The sequence below is a fragment of the Thiolinea disciformis DSM 14473 genome, assembly GCF_000371925.1.
GTDB lineage: Bacteria > Pseudomonadota > Gammaproteobacteria > Thiotrichales > Thiotrichaceae > Thiolinea > Thiolinea disciformis.
The window spans coordinates 14380-31642 of record NZ_AQVE01000028.1; the positions used below are offsets into that span (position 1 = coordinate 14380).

Below are 17263 nucleotides of genomic sequence, written 5' to 3' on the forward strand. Positions count from 1 at the left end.
TAGAAGACCGAAGCTACTTTCCGAACCAATTTTTTAAATTCGTGAAAAAGCTCTTTTTAACTGCTTGTGGTTGTTCTGGCTCGGTAGTGCTAAGCGGAATCCATTCTGGATCAAAATAACGCCGGCCATCCTTACTTAGGCCGGGTCGCCAAGCACGTGTGCCCTCAAAAAAGTAATGCGTCACCTGAGAATGCCTAGAGAGCGCTTTGTTGTTTTGTGGCGATCCCCCATGAATTAAATTAGATGCCCAAATTAAGGCTTGACCCTTTTTTAATAGACCATACTCCTCTTTAAGCCCCATCTTTGCTGCTTCATTCATAACGTATTTCAAATACGGGCCATAATACTGATAATCTGGCGCTAAGCCCGCCTCTTCAAAATTAATTTCTGGGAGCTTATTGCTATGCGGGTAATAAACTAAAGGGCCTTGATCAGCACCGATATCTTCTAACGCCACCCAAACCCCACACATCAAGCCAAAGGGTTCAGAATTAAAATGAATATAATCCACATGAGCCGCTTGCTCAGTACCTTTATAGAAATTTAAGGTTTGAAAAGGAAGTGGCTGCTTTTGATAAATTTGCTTTAAGGCTTCAATAACCCGTGGAAAAGTTGCGATAGCTTTCACATTATCATTGATTTTCCACGCATCCTGAATACGATTTTCATCCGCATAAACCACATTGTCAGGTTTTACGCCATCAACCCAATACTTTAAAAATTCGCTCTTAGTATTTTCTAAGATTTCATCAGGAATTAAGGTATCGAAAACGATATATCCCCTATCATTAAAATCATTTATTTGATTAGCACTCAAAATCATAAATTTTTCTCGCAAAAATAATTTCTTATATAGCATTAAATCAATCAGCTTTTACCAATTATTACTCATTAATAAGTCTAATACTTGAACTTACTAGGAGAACGCTGGCTAGCATTGAATTTTAGGACATTTTATATCATCCTAGCCGCCCCTTTAACCCCCTAGCATTGGAGCGTTGCCGTTTGTGCGCTTAAGCAAAATCCGCATTGCTGGCTTTAAAAGTTTTGTTGATCCGGTCACGCTAGATTTACGGAGTAATCTCGTTGGTATACTTGGTCCCAATGGCTGTGGTAAGTCCAATACGATTGATGCCGTGCGTTGGGTTATGGGCGAAAGTTCAGCTAAGCATTTGCGTGGGCAATCCATGGATGACGTTATTTTTAACGGTTCCTCAGCACGCAAACCTGTGGGTGTCGCTTCCGTCGAGTTAGTGTTTGATAATAGCGCAGGACAATTGGGCGGTGCTTACGCTAATTATCAAGAAATCGCCATTAAACGCCAAGTAAGCCGCGATGGTAGTTCCAAATTCTTTTTAAATGGCTCGCGTTGCCGCCGCCGCGATATTACCGACATCTTCCTCGGCACTGGCTTAGGACCGCGCAGTTACGCAATTATTGAACAAGGCATGATCTCACGGATGATCGAAGCCAAGCCGGAAGAATTGCGCATCACCTTGGAAGAAGCCGCGGGTATTTCACGCTATAAAGATCGCCGCAAAGAAACCGAAACGCGCATTGCCAGTACCCGCGAAAACCTAGAGCGCCTCACGGATTTGCGCGAAGAACTGGATAAAAATCTCCAAAAACTCGATAAACAAGCTAAAGCGGCTGAACGCTTTCGTGAGTTGGAAGCGGAACACAGCCGTTTAAACGCACTCCATTTATACTTGCAACTCCATGCGCTTCAGCAACAACATGACGATTTAATTGAGCAATTACGACAAGCCTCAGAGCGCTACCAAGCGCAATTAGCGCAGGTTGAGCAACAAACCCAACACCTTGAATCGTTGCGTGAACAAGCCAGTGTCGCGCACGAACAACGCAATCAGGTTCAAGATCGATATTATCAAGCCAGCACTGAAGTGAGCCGCCTCGAGCAAAGTATTCAATTTCAACAACAAACGCGACAGCGTCAACAAGAAAATTTGCAACGTCTTCAACAGGCTTTGGACGAAGCACAACGCGATGTTACACAAGATCGTAAGCGTTTAGTGGAACTAGAACAGCAAACTTACGCTTTAGAACCCAAACTGGCTCTAACGGTAGACCAAGTGAAGCAATGGGAAGCCAGTTTATGGGAGGCTGAGCAAGCTTTTGAAACCAGCCAAACACAATGGCAACAATTGCAACAACAATTAGCGGAACCAAGCCGCCAAGCACAAGTGGAGAAAACGCGTATTGAGCAATTTGAGAAACAGATCCAGCACGAGCAACAACGTTTAAGCCGTTTACAACAGGATTTAGCCTGTCTTCCACCCATGCATGAGCTGAATTTATCGCATTTAGAGGCAGAATTAGACACGGTTGTAGCACAACATACAGAAGCCGAACAACAATTACACCAGCAAACCGAACAGCTAAACCAAACGCGCCAAGCCTTACGTGCCTTGCAAATTATCCTCGATCAAGAACGCTCACAGCGTCAAACCCTACAAGGTAAAATCGCAGCATTAGCGGTGTTACAGCAATCTGATTTATCAAAAGATAATGAGTTACAACAAACTTGGCTGACTGCACAACATTGGCAGGCTAAACCTCGATTAGCAGAAGTATTAGAAGTAGAAACAGGTTGGGAGTTGGCCATAGAAACCGTATTGGAGCGTTTATTAGATGCCCCGTTATTAGAAGACTTATCCGCTTGGCTAGCTGAGCAACATCACCTAGAAAGTAACGGTTTACGTTTATTAGCCGCAAATGCTTGTGAAAGTTCTTTCGCTGCTAATAGCTTGGCTCAGAAAATCAAACAACCGCTGATTGCACAACAATTATTAAAAAACGTGTTTTACGCGGAAAATTTAGCAGAAGCGTTGGCACAACGTGAGAAGTGGACGGATGACATTTCTTATGTGACACGGGATGGCGTTTGGCTGAGCAAGCTCTGGTTACAGTTGCCGCCGCTTGAACAAGCGCACAATGGCGTCTTACAAAGGCAGCAGAAAATTCGGGAGCTGGGCCAGCAATTGGACGTGCTGGAAGCGAGCTTGGCACAGCGACAGGCTGAACAAGACCAGTTAAGATTACAGCTAGAGGCGTTAGAGCAGGCACAACAACAATTACAAAGCGATACTAATCGCTTGCATCGCCAAGAATCCGAATTAAAAAGCCGCTTAAGTCATGAGCAACAACGCTTAACACAAGTTACCCAGCGCCGTACCCAGTTAGAAAGCGATATACAGGAAAGCTTAGCGCGCCAAGTGGAACAACAGGCTGAGTGGCAGCACTCTGAGAAGCAATATCAGCTAGCATTAGCCCTGTTGGAAACCTTAACTGAGCAATATGAGGTTTTGAGTGCACGACGTGATAACCAGCAACAACAATTACAACACTTACGCAGTCAGTTGCGCCACGCGCAAACCCAGCAGCATGAATTACACTTTTCCTTAGAAACTTGCCGCACGCAAACACAAGCAACAGAACTTCAACTGGAAAGAGCACAAAATCGTTTAGAAGTACTGGAAGCGCAGCATGAAGAACTGACCGCACAAGTGCTTGATGTCGATCAACCACTTGAATTATTAGCCGAAAACTTGAGCGAAGCGCTGGTGCAACGGGATGAAATTGCGCAAACTTTACAAGTCGCTAAACAGGCGCTTCAAAATTTAGAGCAGGCCATTCGTAGCCAAGACCAACTGCGCCAACAAGCCGAGCGTGAAGCCGAAGTGCGACGCTCAAAGCAGGAGCAGTTAAAACTCGATTGGCAAGCCGTGAATATTCGCCAGCAGAATTTGCAAGCGCAACTTGCACAAACAGGTTTTGAGCAGAGCGATTTAGAACGCGACTTAGCACATACGGAAACGGCCGATCTACTACTTATTCAGCAGCGTTTGGATCAATTAGCCGCTAGTATTAAACGGCTTGGTGCAATTAATCTAGCGGCGCTGGATGAGTATCGTGAACAGCATGAGCGTAAAGTTTATTTGGATGAGCAACATGCCGATTTAATCAGTGCACTGGAAACACTCGAAGCGGTCATGCGTAAAATTGATCGTGAAACCCGTGCGCTTTTTAAAGAAACTTTCGAGCAAGTCAATAACCGCTTGGGTGAAATGTTTCCGCGTTTATTTGGCGGAGGCGAATGTTATTTAGAAATGACAGAACAGGATTTATTGACTACAGGCATTCGAATTATGGCTCGTCCACCAGGGAAACGTTTGTCGAGTATTTATTTAATGTCAGGTGGCGAAAAGGCACTGACCGCCGTAGCATTAGTCTTTGCCATTTTTGAATTGAATCCTGCACCTTTTTGCATGTTGGATGAAGTTGATGCACCTTTAGATGAGGCCAATGTCGGGCGGTTTTGTTCATTGGTGCGGCATATGGCAGAACGTGTACAATTTATATTCATCACCCATAATAAAACTACGATGGAACTTGCCGAAAACCTGATCGGTGTTACCATGCGTGAAGCTGGTGTATCTCGGCTTGTGAGTGTTGATGTAGCCGAAGCAGTTAAATTAGCAGGCGTTTAAAGTAGCTTAGAGGATGAAGCTACTGGCATAACAAAGGAAGCACACTGTGGAAATTTTAAGCCTACTTATCATGGCTCTTGGTGTAGTGGCTTTATTAGCCATCTACTTTTATGCACGCGCCTCACGCAAAGGCGCTCCCCAACAGCGTAAACTACCGCCGATTCATCAAATCAATGATAGTTCTGGCAAAGAAACGTCTTCCATTTTGGAGGATCATCCGGCACGCGATGGCAAAATACCCAATGCGCCGACCAAAAGTATGTCCGATTTAATCGGTGAATCTGAAGCAGGTATGCATTCACACTCGACTAATCCTAACACGGTATCCAGCGATCCTACTGCGAGTAAATCTTCGCAAGTTATTTTATTTATTGCTGCCCCTACTAATGAAGAATTTACGGGATCTGAAGTCTTAGAAGCCTTAGATAGCGCTGGTTTAGTGTTTGGTGATATGCATGTTTATCATCGTTTAGTGCTAGGACCACAAGGCGAACAGAGCTTATTTTATGTCGCCAATGGTATTAAGCCATGGACCCTAGTGCCGGAAGAAATGGCCATCAGTAGCACACCAGGTTTATCGTTAATTCTCAATCTACCTAGCGCTATTCCAAATCATGAAGCGATTCGTGACTTTGTGCATACTGCCCAGCAAGTGAATCAGCTTTTAGGTGGTATATTAAAGAATCAGAACCAACAAGTGGTGAGTGATGCTGAATTAAATGCTTACTTGGCAAGTTAATATCTTTACCTTATAGCGATTAAGCACGAAGCAAACCAAAAGTTGCTTACTTGCCTCACCCACAGACGAACTACATCACTTAATGAATATCCACTCCATTCCATTTGGTACGACAAACTGGTCAGATATCGCTCCCACCGAACATCACGGTGAAACCGGTATGGCCTATTGGCGTACCTGCCAATTTGGCGACATCCGCGTGCGCATGGTCGAATACACCGCTCATTATTTAGCAGATCATTGGTGTTCCAAAGGACATATTTTGCTTTGTCTGGAAGGCGAATTACACACCGAATTGGAGGACGGACGTCAGTTTGTCTTAACGCCCGGCATGAGTTATCAAGTCGCTGATCAGGCAGAATCTCATCGCTCTTCTACACCAATAGGCGCAAAACTTTTCATTGTTGATTGATGAATCACAAGTCTACTGGTTGACAGTGACTCAGGCACTTGTCGACAATACGCCCATTACTGCCAAAACGAATGGAATGATCTGTTAATGAGCCTGAGCAAGCTTTATGAGCGGGAAATTGAAATCGGCAATATCCAACGCGATGCTGCCCAAGAACGCGCCATCCAAACCCTACAGTCCATTTCAGATCAACTGGTAAATCCCCCCCCGCCGCCGAAACGGAGTTTTAGCTTTTTTGCCAAAGCGGAGCCACGCAAACAAGTCACGGTCAAGGGCGCTTATTTATGGGGAGGTGTGGGGCGTGGCAAAACATGGATCATGGATCAATTTTTCAAAAGTGTGCCTATTGTCGAAAAAGCACGCTATCACTATCATCACTTTATGTTGATGGTGCATGAAGAATTACGCAAGTTGGGGCAAGGTCACAAAAATCCACTACTGGAAGTGGCAAACAAACTCGCCAATGGCATTGAATTATTGTGTATCGATGAGTTCCATGTACTAGATATTGGTGACGCGATGATTTTGGCAGGCTTATTAGAGGGATTGGTGCAAAATGATGTTACTATTATTACCACCTCTAATCGTCCGCCGGATGATTTATATAAAGATGGCTTACAACGTGCACGTTTCCTCCCTGCCATTGAAATGCTTAAGCAAAATCTGCAGGTGATCGAGTTAGATAATGGCGTTGATTATCGGATGCTTAAAATAGTTCCTTTACCGGATGATCAGCAAACCGATAATATTCTTGAATCAGATCCCGAACTAGAAGCGCGCTTTAATGAAATTGCTAGCGGCAATATTAAAAACAATGTCACGATTGAAATTTATCAACGTATTCTGCCAGTCAGAAAAATGGCGGATAATATTATTTGGCTAGATTATAAAACTATTTTCGATGGCCCACGCGCCACCAGCGATTATATTGAGCTGGCTAATCGTTATGCTACGATTATTGTTTCTGATATTCCCAGCATGAATGCAGAAACTGAAAATCAAGCCCGTCGTTTTTTGAATTTTGTTGATGAATTATATGATAAGAAAATTCGCCTAATTATCTCTACCAAGGCTGATCTAAAAAACCTATATCAAGGACATCTACTACGCTTTGAATTTGCCCGCGCTATCAGTCGTTTGAATGAAATGCAGACCCCTAGCTATTTAGCGGCTTAAGACCACTGGTCAAGGGGATTTGGTCAGTGCGACAATCCGCGCTATCCTGATCTGGCTTGTGCTGTCTTAAGCTGAGCCAGATAAGTTGTATTTATTAATCAAGCCTAAGCCTACTTTAAAAATAAAATAAGGGCTGCATTATGGACAATAAAAAAAATCCCCCTTTTTCCTCACTTACTGGCTTTCCGTTGGTGTATGGTGATGAATTAAATGATGATGACCTTGAGTTTGATTTGAGTGGTGCTGATGAACCTTCTAATAACGATAATGTGTTTTTAAAACCAACCGAAATTTATGAGCGTCGCTTAAAATCCAATTTTCAGAATGAAACTACGGGTAACGAGCTACTCGATACAGCTCCGCCTATTGCAGCTCTGAGCCAGCCTGAGCGACCAGCGCTCATAACGCCTGCCGCACCGACACCTATTGCGCCTGCACCCGCCCCAGCTCCAACACCACTACCCAGCATACCAGCACCCGCTACGAGCTTTACACCAGAACCGCCCCCAGCTACTCCTAGTTATGTACCACCGGCACCGGTGATTAGTAACTATACACCACCGGTCTACACCCCTCCGCTACAGGCGTCTGCCCCAGCAATGCCAGCAATGCCAGCAATGCCAGCAATGCCAGCAATGCCAGCAATGCCAAACAGTACACCGAGTGAGCCTAATGTAAATCAGGAAGTTGCTTTAGCTTTTGAAAAGTCGCAAGAGCAGATAGCGAATGGTATTAGTGAATTTCGCAATACTCAGCGCCGCGCACAAGATTTCTTGGATCAAATAAAAGCAGAAATTAGTTTAGAAGCGCAAGAACTAAAAATGTTGGATCACAAGATTAAACAATTAAAGCCACAACATGAAATTTCGGTCTTAATTGATAATTTGGCAAGCGGCACTATTAAACACGATGATATTCATCACTTGTTAGAAGCCGAAAAACACATCTTTCAACAACGCAATTGCTCGATGGCAGCCCAACGCCTGACCGAGCTGAGCCGAACTACATTTGATAACTCACAACGTATCAAAGAAACCATTGAGTCACTCAATCAAGAAATGGCTATTATAGGTATTCAATCTGAAAAGATTAAGGTATTACAAAACCTAAAAAACAAAGCTAATGCCTATAAAGTCATGATCGATAAAAAGGCCGAAGCAGAAGCGTGCTTTTTAGAAATGGTCAGCTTTTTAAATGCCCAAAAAGCGAATTACATGCGTTAAGGTGGTTTATTAGTCAAGCTTTAGCTTTATGGCATAATGGCGTTTTTGGTTTGACCGGAAACGCCTATGACCACTTGGTTTATTTCAGACTTGCACCTTGACCCTACTCGACCCACTACGACAACACTATTCCTAGACTTTTTACACACCATTCATGGTAAAGCGGAAGCTTTGTATATTTTGGGTGATTTGTTTGAGTTTTGGATTGGCGATGATGTATTAGACACCCCCTTAGGCCAAACATTCTTACCTCTTACGCAAGAACTCAGACGCGTTTCCGATGCAGGCACCCGCATTTATTTTCAACATGGTAATCGTGACTTTGTGCTTGGTGAAGATTTTGCAGCGCGTTGTGGTTTAAGTTTATTACCTGAAACCCAAATCATTCAGCTTTATGGTCAGCCGACACTGATTATGCATGGCGACACCTTATGCACAGATGATGTCGCCTATCAAAAGGCGCGCCGCCAATTTCGTGATCCTGCGTGGCAAGCGCAGGCCTTAAGCCTCAGCATTCCGGAACGCTTGAAGCTCGCTCAAGCCATTCGTAGCCAAAGTCAGTCTCACACGGCTGAAAAATCAGAAATCATTATGGATGTTAATCCGCACACTGTTGAACAAACAATGCAGGACGCTGGCGTTCTACAATTGATTCATGGTCACACGCACCGGCCTAATGTCCATCATTTTGAGCTAGATCATCAAGCTGCTAAACGCGTGGTTCTGGGTGATTGGTATAAACAAGGTAGTTTTCTACAAGTAACGGCTGATGAAATGGTGCTGACTCATACTTATCATTAAGCTGTCGCACGACGTTCTGCGGGAAAGCAGGCTTTAAAGCGCGTCTTGTTAGGGCGGCTGCTAATCTCAAGCTTACCGTCATGGTTTAACATGACGTGTTTAACAATCGCCAACCCTAAACCAGTGCCACCTTTATCCCGCGAGCGACCTGTATCCACGCGATAAAACCGCTCAGTTAAGTGGTTAATATGTTGAGCGGGAATACCTGGCCCATCATCCTCAACGACTAGACAAATCTGACCATCGGACGCCTGCCGCCACTCAATATGAATATGTGTTCCTGCAGGCGTATGCTTCACTGCGTTTTCAGTTAAGTTACTAATAATGCTTACGATATCGGACTCATGGCCGCGAATCAGTAGCTGGGGATCAATATCGGTACTAAGGGTATGCGAATCGGCTGCCATCGTGGCTTGAATCGCGCTCGCCATTTGCGCAAACACGGCGGGGACATCTACGACAGTATGGGCTTTACGGCGTTGAGCATCGTTTTCCAAACGCGATAAGGCCAGCATATCTTCAATAATACGCTGCATACGCTGTGCTTGAGTACGCGACTCTTGAACGGCCGGTAATAAGCTAACAGGCAAATGCTCATCTTGCTCAAACAGTTCTAAATAACCAATTAGAACCGTCAAAGGAGTACGCAACTCATGCGAAGCATTGGCAAAAAACGCGCGCCGCGTTTCCTGCAATTGCAAACGCTGACTAATATCACGTGCTGTCAAAAGATATAAATTTTCTTGTACGGGCACCAAACGCGCTACCAAATGCAGGCGATCATTGTGACGTGGCACAAAACGGATTTCGCTATCCGTATGATTTTTTAAAGCATCGGATAATTCTTTGACGCGCACCAGATTATCAAGACGTTGACCTAAATCGGTCGGTTGACGCAACCCCAATAAGTCCTGAGCCGCACGATTCGACCATTGGATCATGTGATCTTGATTAAGTAATACTGCTGCATCGGGCAAGGCCGACATAATATTATCGAAACGCTGAAGTAGCTCACGCTGCTTGGATTTACGCGCAATACTTTTTTGCGTACTACGATGAATCAGATAAGTAATTTGTTCCCAAGCACCATCACTGTCAGGCATAGTATCAGCAGGTTGGCCCGCAGCAAGCCAAGCTTGTAATTCACGTAACTTAAACAGTGTCCAAGCAATATAAGCACTCGCAACAATCAAGAGACTTAGCGTCCAATAGCTAGTGATGTAACCAAGGATAAGCCCCAAACCCAGCGCCAGCAATAAGCGCCGTAGTTCAATACGCCAATAATCATAGGTTGCATCACGTTTCAACGACACCATCCTCAGAGAAGCGATAACCGGCTCCTCGCACTGTTTGAATATACTGATCCGCTTCATGCGCTTTCAGAGCTTTGCGCAGTCTTAGAATATGGACATCCACGGTGCGCTCTTCAATATAGGTATTGCGTCCCCAAATGAAGTCCAATAACTGCGAACGCGAGTATACACGTCCAACATGCTGCATGAAAAACTCTAATAACTTGTACTCGGTTATCCCTAAATGCACTGTCTGCCCTTCAATCGTCAATTGATGGGCATCTCTATTTAAGTGTAACTTGCCTATCTGAACGAGCTTACGTTCACTATGTCCCTCGGAGCGACGCAATAAAGCCTTGACTCTCGCACTCAAGGTCTTAAGCGAAATCGGCTTAGTTAAATAGTCATCTGCTCCACCGTCTAGCCCCTGAATCATATCCTCTTCTTCAGCACGGGCGGTCAGCATTAAAATAGGAATAGACTGAGTCACTTCATCCTTACGAAAGCGTTTAATTAACTCAGGGCCCGCTAAATCTGGCAACATCCAGTCAATTAACATCAAATCTGGCAACTGATTGGCAACCGCTTCACGTGCTGCGAAAGCAGTCTCTGCTTCGGTCACTTTGTAACCCTCGCGCTCCAAAGCAAAACGAATCATCTGCCGAATAGCAGGCTCATCTTCAACATATAAAATGTGTTTTTTCATCGTGTTAATTAGCTCGATTAAAGTGCACGCATGGTAGCATTCAGCTTATGACAACTTCATGACACTCTAATACAGTGGCTTGCCCGCAACAAACCGACTTGAAATAATGCGGCCTAGCATACAAGGTTCAAGGTAAAAACTAATGATTTTTTTTCGACGCCTATTACGTTTAACCCGTTTAGTCCTACATCTGTTGTCTGGTATGTTTCAAACAGTCTGGTTAGCAGGTATTAGAGGCTTGCCTGCCAGTCATCCCAGCTATCAAGCCCGCAAGCAACGCTGGTTAGCAAAAACCATTCAAATTCTCGGCGGACAAGTCACCGTCTTTGGCCATGCAGCGCCACATTCTACCTTAATGGTTGCAAACCATATTTCATGGCTAGATATTTGTTTGTTAGGGGGCTATGCACAGGTAGATTTTTTATCGAAAGCCGAGGTGCGCCACTGGCCTATTATTGGCTGGCTAGCAGAAAAATCTGGAACCTTATTTATTCAGCGTGGTGGCAAAGATGCTGCACGCGAGGCGAATGAAGTTATTACTGCACGCCTGAGCCAGCAAGGCAATGTACTCGTTTTTCCTGAAGGCACTACCAGTGATGGGCAGCAATTACGCACTTTCCATGCGCGTTTGTTTGCCGGAGCGGTGGAAACTCAAAGCGCTATACAGCCTATTGCCATTCGTTATCTGAATGCCCAAGGTGAAATAGACTTGGTCGTACCTTATATTGACCAGCAAGCATTTATTGATAACTTATGGAATGTGATGGCTGAACCTTCAATTGCTATTGAATTGCACTTTTTGGATACTTTTCCAAGTCATGATCAAGCACGCAAAGCCTTAGCACAACAAAGTGAAGCCCGGGTGCGACATATTCTTTTCCCTAAAGTTCCTCAATCTGATCTGGTTTTAAGCGACATTCGTCAAACTCTGCATTAATTATTTTGATTTTTGCACTATTTTCGTTAAATACATGCCACACTATGTGTGAATTCTGGGTGTCTTAGCGTATTTGCGCTGCCAACTGACAGGCATTAGTCATGATTCAAGCAATTATTTATTGGTATTCGGATTATCAATGGTCTTTTTATGGATCACTTTTTAATTGTGGAAATTTCACCAAATCACTCGCAAATCCCTTAGAAAATGTTTGCCAAGCGCATGACAGCTTGTTCACCGGCTATTCAGCTCTTAGCAGTCAAAACTTATGCAAACCACTGAAACATTAAGCACTTGGTCAAAGCAAATAATTCTAGTACTATCCGCTCCCACCACGAGTCGGGCACAGAACGTGAAGCTTGCGGATTACTATTTCTTTACCTTATTAGATTGTAGGCTAGTTAATTTATTCATGCAGGACGTGTCATGACGCAGCGTAATTATTCGCAAGGAGTCTGGGGCGCTTATGTTAAATATCTTCTTTATCGATCAACATCACCACTATATCCCACTAGGTTAATACCATCCTCCACTCAATTAGGTTTTGCAACTTGCACTGTCTGTTAGCCTTGTCTCAAAGGAGTTTTATTTATGTCAGGTTCGGCTGCGTCTAAACAATCCCTTGGCGCATTGAGTTTGGCTGCACTCGGCGTAGTCTATGGAGACATAGGCACCAGTCCACTTTATGCGGTAAAAGAAGCATTCTCACCTTCACACGGTTTAGCACCTACTCCTGAGAATGTAATATCAGCACTGTCTGCCTTTATTTGGGCAATTACCCTCATCGTCTCAGTTAAATACGTCTGGATCGTATTGCGTTTTGATAATAAAGGTGAAGGTGGTGATTTAGCGCTGCAAGCATTAGCACAGCGTCATGCCAGACGCACCTTTCCCAACTCGATGAAATATATTATGTCGATTGGGGTGCTTGCGGCAGCTATGTTTTATGGTGATGCCATCTTAACCCCCGCCATTTCTGTCCTATCCGCAGTAGAAGGCATTAGTATTGCGACCCCCCAATTTGAGCATTATATCATCCCCATTACCTTGGGCATTTTGATTACTTTATTCTTATTTCAGCATCAAGGTTCAGCACGAGTCGGCAAACTGTTTGGACCTATTATGTTAGCGTGGTTTTGTACCTTGGGCTTATTAGGCATCCAGAGTATCCTCCAAACCCCTGAGGTTTTAAAAGCGATTAGTCCTTGGTATGCCTTGAAGTTTACGCTCCAACACCCTGTTGCTGCTTTCATTTTATTGTCCGCAGTATTTCTATCTTTGACCGGTGGAGAGGCTTTGTATGCGGATATGGGTCATTTTGGTGCAAAACCCATTCGGATTGCTTGGTATGGTCTAGTTTGGCCTGCCTTAACCTTAAACTATTTTGGTCAAGGGGCTTTGATCATCCGTGACCCTAAAGCCACAGAAAACCCGTTTTATTTATTAGCACCGGATGAATTCTTGATTCCCATGGTTATTCTTGCCACCATGGCAGCCATTATCGCATCACAAGCAACTATTTCGGGTGCTTATTCAGTCACATCGCAAGCGATACGCCTCGGTTATTTACCACGTTTACGCATCTTATATACCTCCGATCATTCCCAAGGCCAAATCTATATTCCGAGTGTCAACTGGTTCTTATTAGCTGGGGTTGTTGCTTTAGTATTAAGCTTCCAATCATCCAGTAATTTAGCGGCGGCGTATGGTGTAGCGGTATCCGGCAGTATGGTAATTACCACTATTTTGGTCATTATCGTCGCCAAGGCTCGCCCCAATCAGCGTCAACGCAATATCATTATTCCTATCATGCTGGTGGCAGGCTTTTTTGAAGTAATGTTCTACATTTCAAATTTAACCAAAATTGGACATGGTGGTTGGCTGCCTTTGGTACTTGGTTTCACTATCTTTACCTTTTTGGTCACGTGGAAAAAAGGTACGGATTTAATTCACGACCAACGCCGCAAAATCAATATGCCCATGCGGAAGTTCATTACGCAAGAGTATGAGAACCTGCCCAGAATTGAAGGGACTGCTGTTTATCTGAGCTCTAATCCAAATTTAGTACCGAGTCGCCTTTTCTATAATTTGAAACATTATAAAGCGGTGCATGAAACCTTAATTTTCCTGCATGTTAATTTCGATGAAATTCCTTATGTTGAGGAAAATGAGCGGGTCATTGTCACTGGATTAGCGCCCGGTTGCTACTCCATTGCGGCGCAATATGGCTTCCGTGAAGAGCCCGATTTGACTCAGGCGATGAAGCTTTGCAATCAGTATGGGTTAAACATTAATTTAGAAGACACCACCTTTTTCGTAGCTCGCACGACTATTGTTGAGTGTGAAACTGCTATGCCACCTTGGCAATGTAAATTATTCCGTTGGATGGTGCGCCAATCAGAAAGTAGCGGAACTTTCTTTAATTTACCGCCGAATCAAGTCGTGGAAATTGGTACACAAGTATCACTCTAAACATTTACAAGGGGATAAGTGTCTTATCCCCTTAGGCATCTTAAGTCTTAACGGTTTTAGCTTCTGCCAGAATCCACTCAATAAACGCATTGACTGCACGTTGATTGGAAGTAGCCTGCATCGGGCGAATCAGGTGATAACTATGATCTAAGGGCATACTCAAGGGAAACGGGATACACAAACGCCTTGCATCAATATCATGCTGCGCTAAAGCATCCATACTGAGCAATACCCCCTGCCCTTCAATCGCCGCTTCCATCGCTAACGATACATGATTGAAATGCAAGCCACGCTGTACATCGACGCCTTCTACCTTCGCTAAATCCAACCAACGTGCCCAACTAGGACGTCCCACATAGGGTGTTTCATCATGCAGTAAAGTATGGTTGCGCAAATCACTAGGTTTACGTAACGGATAGTCTGGGTCATCCCGCAAACTTGGACTGCATAAAGGAACGGCTTCCACTGTAAAAAGGCGAGTCACATCGCACCCCGGATAATCACCTGAGCCGAAGCGAATCATCACATCAATACCTTCCGCACGAAATAATTCATCCAACGAATCATAACGCTGATCAAGATCCACCAAACGCGCTTCACCGCTAATTCGCATATCAATTTCTGGATGCAAGTCTGAAAAGCGATACAAGCGAGGCACTAGCCATTTAGATGCGAATGAGGGCGCCATCCAGACATTCAAACTTTCGCTACCCACCTGTGCCCTCATTAAATTAACCGCGTCGGCTAAATTATTAAAAGCCTCGCGCAATTTTGGCAAAGAAGCCTCCCCTGCCCGCGTCAAAGAAATAGAGCGATTATGACGCTCGACTAATTCTATTCCCAGATAATCCTCGAGATGTTTAATTTGATGGCTAATAGCAGCGCGAGTCACATGCAGCTCTTCAGATGCCTTGGTAAAACTCCGATGCCGCGCCACAGCCTCAAAGGCTCTCAAAGCGTTCAATGGTGGTATTTGGTTAGCCATGTCACAATCTTATAGGTTAGGCATTACATTAATCACGAGAGAGTAAGTACTTGATAAAAAGTAAAGAATAAAAACAGTGATAGCTTTAATAAACTATCAAGTGCTGGACTCTCCTCCAACAATCATTACAGCGGTTTGTACGGCATTTTGCACAAGGTGTCACGCGTTTTAATGATAAAATTACAAACATTAAAACATTGCTTGTTTTTCAACGCCTCAAGCCTTGTAAGCACAGCAGACCACTAGACATCGGGCTGGCTTAATAGTCTAATTCCCGCATTGCAATAAAATGACAAGAACGAAACGATCATGAGCGAAACAGGCAGACCTCTTAACTTTCTTGAGCGCATTGTCCAAGAAGATTTGGAATCAGGCAAAATCACCCGTGTTAAAACACGTTTTCCACCCGAACCTAATGGCTATCTGCATATCGGACATGCCAAATCTATTTGGCTCAATTTTGGCTTAGCGCAGAATTATGGTGGTGAATGTAATCTACGCATGGATGACACCAACCCCGCTAAAGAAGATGAGGAGTATGTTGAGGCTATTCAACGTGACGTGCAATGGTTGGGTTACCAATGGGCTGGCAAAGTGCGTTACGCGTCGGATTACTTCGACCAACTATACGAGTGGGCACTGTATCTGATTCGCGCAGGCAAGGCTTATGTCTGTGATTTAAGTGCTGATGAAATGCGAGAATATCGTGGCACACTAACGGAAGCCGGTAAAAATAGCCCGTATCGCGAACGTTCGGTGGAAGAAAATCTGGCTTTGTTTGAAAAAATGCGGGCTGGTGAATTTGAGGAAGGGAAATGTGCCTTGCGTGCCAAAATTGATATGAGCGCCCCTAATATTAATTTGCGCGATCCTGTTTTATATCGGATTAAAAAAGCGAGCCATCATCAAACGGGGGATAAGTGGTGCATTTATCCGTCTTACGATTATGCTCATGGGCAAAGTGACGCCATTGAAGGCATTACTCACTCGATTTGTACCCTAGAATTTGCGGATCATCGCCCTTTATATGATTGGTTTATTAACCAGTTGCCTGTTCCAGCAGAACCACATCAATATGAGTTTTCGCGTCTGAATGTCAATTATACGGTGACCAGTAAGCGTAAACTTAAACAATTAGTCGATGAAAACTATGTGGATGGTTGGGATGATCCGCGTATGCCGACGATTGCTGGTATGCGTCGTCGCGGTTTTACCCCTAAAGCTTTACGTGATTTTTGCGAAATGGCGGGGGTTACGAAAACGGATGGTGTGGTAGAAATTGGTGTACTAGAACATGCGATTCGGGAGGATTTGAATGCCAATAGCCCACGCGCCATGTGTGTCTTACGCCCGTTGAAAGTTATTTTAACTAATTACCCAGCAGAGAAAACTGAAGTCTTTACCGCTCCCGGCCATCCACAGCGCGACGATATGCCAGAGCGCCAATTACCTTTTGGACGCGAAATTTATATTGATCAGGAAGATTTCCGCGAATCGGCAAATAAGCAATATAAACGCTTAATTCCCGGACGACGCGTGCGTTTAAGAAATGCCTATGTGATTGAAGCACAAGAAGCTATCAAAGATAATACCGGTAATATTATTGCCTTACATGCAACTTATATTGAAGACACCCACGGTAAAGATCCCGCCGATGGTATAAAACCCAAAGCGGTTATTCATTGGGTAGCAGCTCATGCTCATATAGATTGTGAAGTGCGTTTATATGATCGCTTATTTGCTGATGTAGCACCCGATGCGGGTGGTAAAAATTTCCTTGAGTGTATTAATCCAAACAGTTTAGAAATTTTACAAGGCTGCAAAGGCGAAATGGGTCTAAGCAAAGCCACTTTAGAGGATCGTTATCAATTTGAGCGCGAAGGCTATTTTATCTTGGATGCTCGTTATTCAAGTGTAGACAAGCCTGTCTTTAATCGTGTGATTGGTTTGCGTGACACTTGGGATAAAGCCGCTCAGCCTGACTAAATAATCGCCAGCATCCAAGCTTA

The 17263-nt window shown here is 44.2% G+C and carries 13 protein-coding genes; 9 read left to right on the top strand and 4 right to left on the bottom strand.

Going from position 1 to position 17263, the window contains the following annotated elements; translation table 11 throughout:
* Positions 1–13: 13 nt before the first annotated feature.
* A complete protein-coding gene (locus A3IE_RS21120) occupies positions 14–823 on the bottom strand; it encodes a phytanoyl-CoA dioxygenase family protein (protein WP_157832895.1) in 810 nt (269 codons plus the stop codon).
* A 184-nt stretch (positions 824–1007) separates the two neighbouring features.
* Between A3IE_RS21120 and smc the strand changes: the two genes are divergently transcribed.
* The 6 genes from smc to A3IE_RS0116895 all read left to right on the top strand — a co-directional run bounded on the left by smc (position 1008) and on the right by A3IE_RS0116895 (position 8862).
* Entirely contained in the window at positions 1008–4511 is a 3504-nt protein-coding gene (smc, locus tag A3IE_RS0116870) for a chromosome segregation protein SMC (protein WP_020396806.1), read from the top strand.
* 46 nt (positions 4512–4557) lie between these two features.
* A complete protein-coding gene (locus A3IE_RS0116875) occupies positions 4558–5250 on the top strand; it encodes a cell division protein ZipA C-terminal FtsZ-binding domain-containing protein (RefSeq protein ID WP_020396807.1) in 693 nt (230 codons plus the stop codon).
* Between the two features lie 82 nt (positions 5251–5332).
* Complete coding sequence (locus A3IE_RS0116880) at positions 5333–5662, top strand: DHCW motif cupin fold protein (RefSeq protein WP_026155001.1); 330 nt, start codon at positions 5333–5335, stop codon at positions 5660–5662.
* 87 nt (positions 5663–5749) lie between these two features.
* Positions 5750–6838, top strand: a complete 1089-nt coding sequence (gene zapE / locus A3IE_RS0116885; protein ID WP_020396809.1) for a cell division protein ZapE — start codon at positions 5750–5752, stop codon at positions 6836–6838.
* A gap of 140 nt (positions 6839–6978) precedes the next feature.
* Positions 6979–8061: a hypothetical protein gene (locus A3IE_RS22290; RefSeq protein ID WP_020396810.1), complete on the top strand. Its 1083-nt coding sequence runs from the start codon at positions 6979–6981 to the stop codon at positions 8059–8061.
* Between the two features lie 66 nt (positions 8062–8127).
* The gene (locus A3IE_RS0116895; RefSeq protein ID WP_020396811.1) at positions 8128–8862 is read left to right on the top strand and encodes a UDP-2,3-diacylglucosamine diphosphatase; all 735 of its coding nucleotides are present in this window, start codon (positions 8128–8130) and stop codon (positions 8860–8862) included.
* On the opposite strand, the gene phoR is transcribed toward A3IE_RS0116895, so the two are convergent.
* Together phoR and phoB are read right to left on the bottom strand one after the other, a co-directional pair.
* Positions 8859–10178, bottom strand: a complete 1320-nt coding sequence (gene phoR, locus A3IE_RS0116900; protein ID WP_020396812.1) for a phosphate regulon sensor histidine kinase PhoR — start codon at positions 10176–10178, stop codon at positions 8859–8861. The two genes, A3IE_RS0116895 and phoR, sit on opposite strands and share 4 nt — an antisense overlap.
* Positions 10159–10860: a phosphate regulon transcriptional regulator PhoB gene (gene phoB, locus A3IE_RS0116905; RefSeq protein ID WP_020396813.1), complete on the bottom strand. Its 702-nt coding sequence runs from the start codon at positions 10858–10860 to the stop codon at positions 10159–10161. Before phoB ends, phoR begins: the two co-directional genes overlap by 20 nt.
* Before the next feature lie 142 nt (positions 10861–11002).
* Between phoB and A3IE_RS21130 the strand changes: the two genes are divergently transcribed.
* Together A3IE_RS21130 and A3IE_RS0116920 are read left to right on the top strand one after the other, a co-directional pair.
* Positions 11003–11797 carry a lysophospholipid acyltransferase family protein gene (locus A3IE_RS21130; RefSeq protein ID WP_020396814.1) on the top strand — a complete coding sequence of 265 codons (795 nt, stop codon included), beginning with the start codon at positions 11003–11005 and terminating at the stop codon, positions 11795–11797.
* A 591-nt stretch (positions 11798–12388) separates the two neighbouring features.
* Positions 12389–14269, top strand: a complete 1881-nt coding sequence (locus A3IE_RS0116920) for a potassium transporter Kup (protein WP_020396816.1) — start codon at positions 12389–12391, stop codon at positions 14267–14269.
* A gap of 40 nt (positions 14270–14309) precedes the next feature.
* Here the strand turns inward: A3IE_RS0116920 and gcvA are convergent, their stop codons facing one another.
* Positions 14310–15254, bottom strand: a complete 945-nt coding sequence (gcvA, locus tag A3IE_RS0116925) for a transcriptional regulator GcvA (protein WP_020396817.1) — start codon at positions 15252–15254, stop codon at positions 14310–14312.
* 309 nt (positions 15255–15563) lie between these two features.
* Between gcvA and A3IE_RS0116930 the strand changes: the two genes are divergently transcribed.
* The gene (locus tag A3IE_RS0116930) at positions 15564–17240 is read left to right on the top strand and encodes a glutamine--tRNA ligase/YqeY domain fusion protein (protein ID WP_020396818.1); all 1677 of its coding nucleotides are present in this window, start codon (positions 15564–15566) and stop codon (positions 17238–17240) included.
* The last annotated feature ends 23 nt before the right edge of the window (positions 17241–17263 follow it).

Excerpts from the sequence above, each read along its gene's own strand:
- A3IE_RS21120 (WP_157832895.1), bottom strand. The coding sequence starts at position 823 with ATGATTTTGAGTGCTAATCAAATAAATGATTTTAATGATAGGGGATAT.
- A3IE_RS0116880 (WP_026155001.1), top strand. The coding sequence starts at position 5,333 with ATGAATATCCACTCCATTCCATTTGGTACGACAAACTGGTCAGATATC.
- zapE (WP_020396809.1), top strand. The coding sequence starts at position 5,750 with ATGAGCCTGAGCAAGCTTTATGAGCGGGAAATTGAAATCGGCAATATC.
- A3IE_RS22290 (WP_020396810.1), top strand. The coding sequence starts at position 6,979 with ATGGACAATAAAAAAAATCCCCCTTTTTCCTCACTTACTGGCTTTCCG.
- A3IE_RS0116895 (WP_020396811.1), top strand. The coding sequence starts at position 8,128 with ATGACCACTTGGTTTATTTCAGACTTGCACCTTGACCCTACTCGACCC.
- phoR (WP_020396812.1), bottom strand. The coding sequence starts at position 10,178 with ATGGTGTCGTTGAAACGTGATGCAACCTATGATTATTGGCGTATTGAA.
- phoB (WP_020396813.1), bottom strand. The coding sequence starts at position 10,860 with ATGAAAAAACACATTTTATATGTTGAAGATGAGCCTGCTATTCGGCAG.
- A3IE_RS21130 (WP_020396814.1), top strand. The coding sequence starts at position 11,003 with ATGATTTTTTTTCGACGCCTATTACGTTTAACCCGTTTAGTCCTACAT.
- A3IE_RS0116920 (WP_020396816.1), top strand. The coding sequence starts at position 12,389 with ATGTCAGGTTCGGCTGCGTCTAAACAATCCCTTGGCGCATTGAGTTTG.
- gcvA (WP_020396817.1), bottom strand. The coding sequence starts at position 15,254 with ATGGCTAACCAAATACCACCATTGAACGCTTTGAGAGCCTTTGAGGCT.
- A3IE_RS0116930 (WP_020396818.1), top strand. The coding sequence starts at position 15,564 with ATGAGCGAAACAGGCAGACCTCTTAACTTTCTTGAGCGCATTGTCCAA.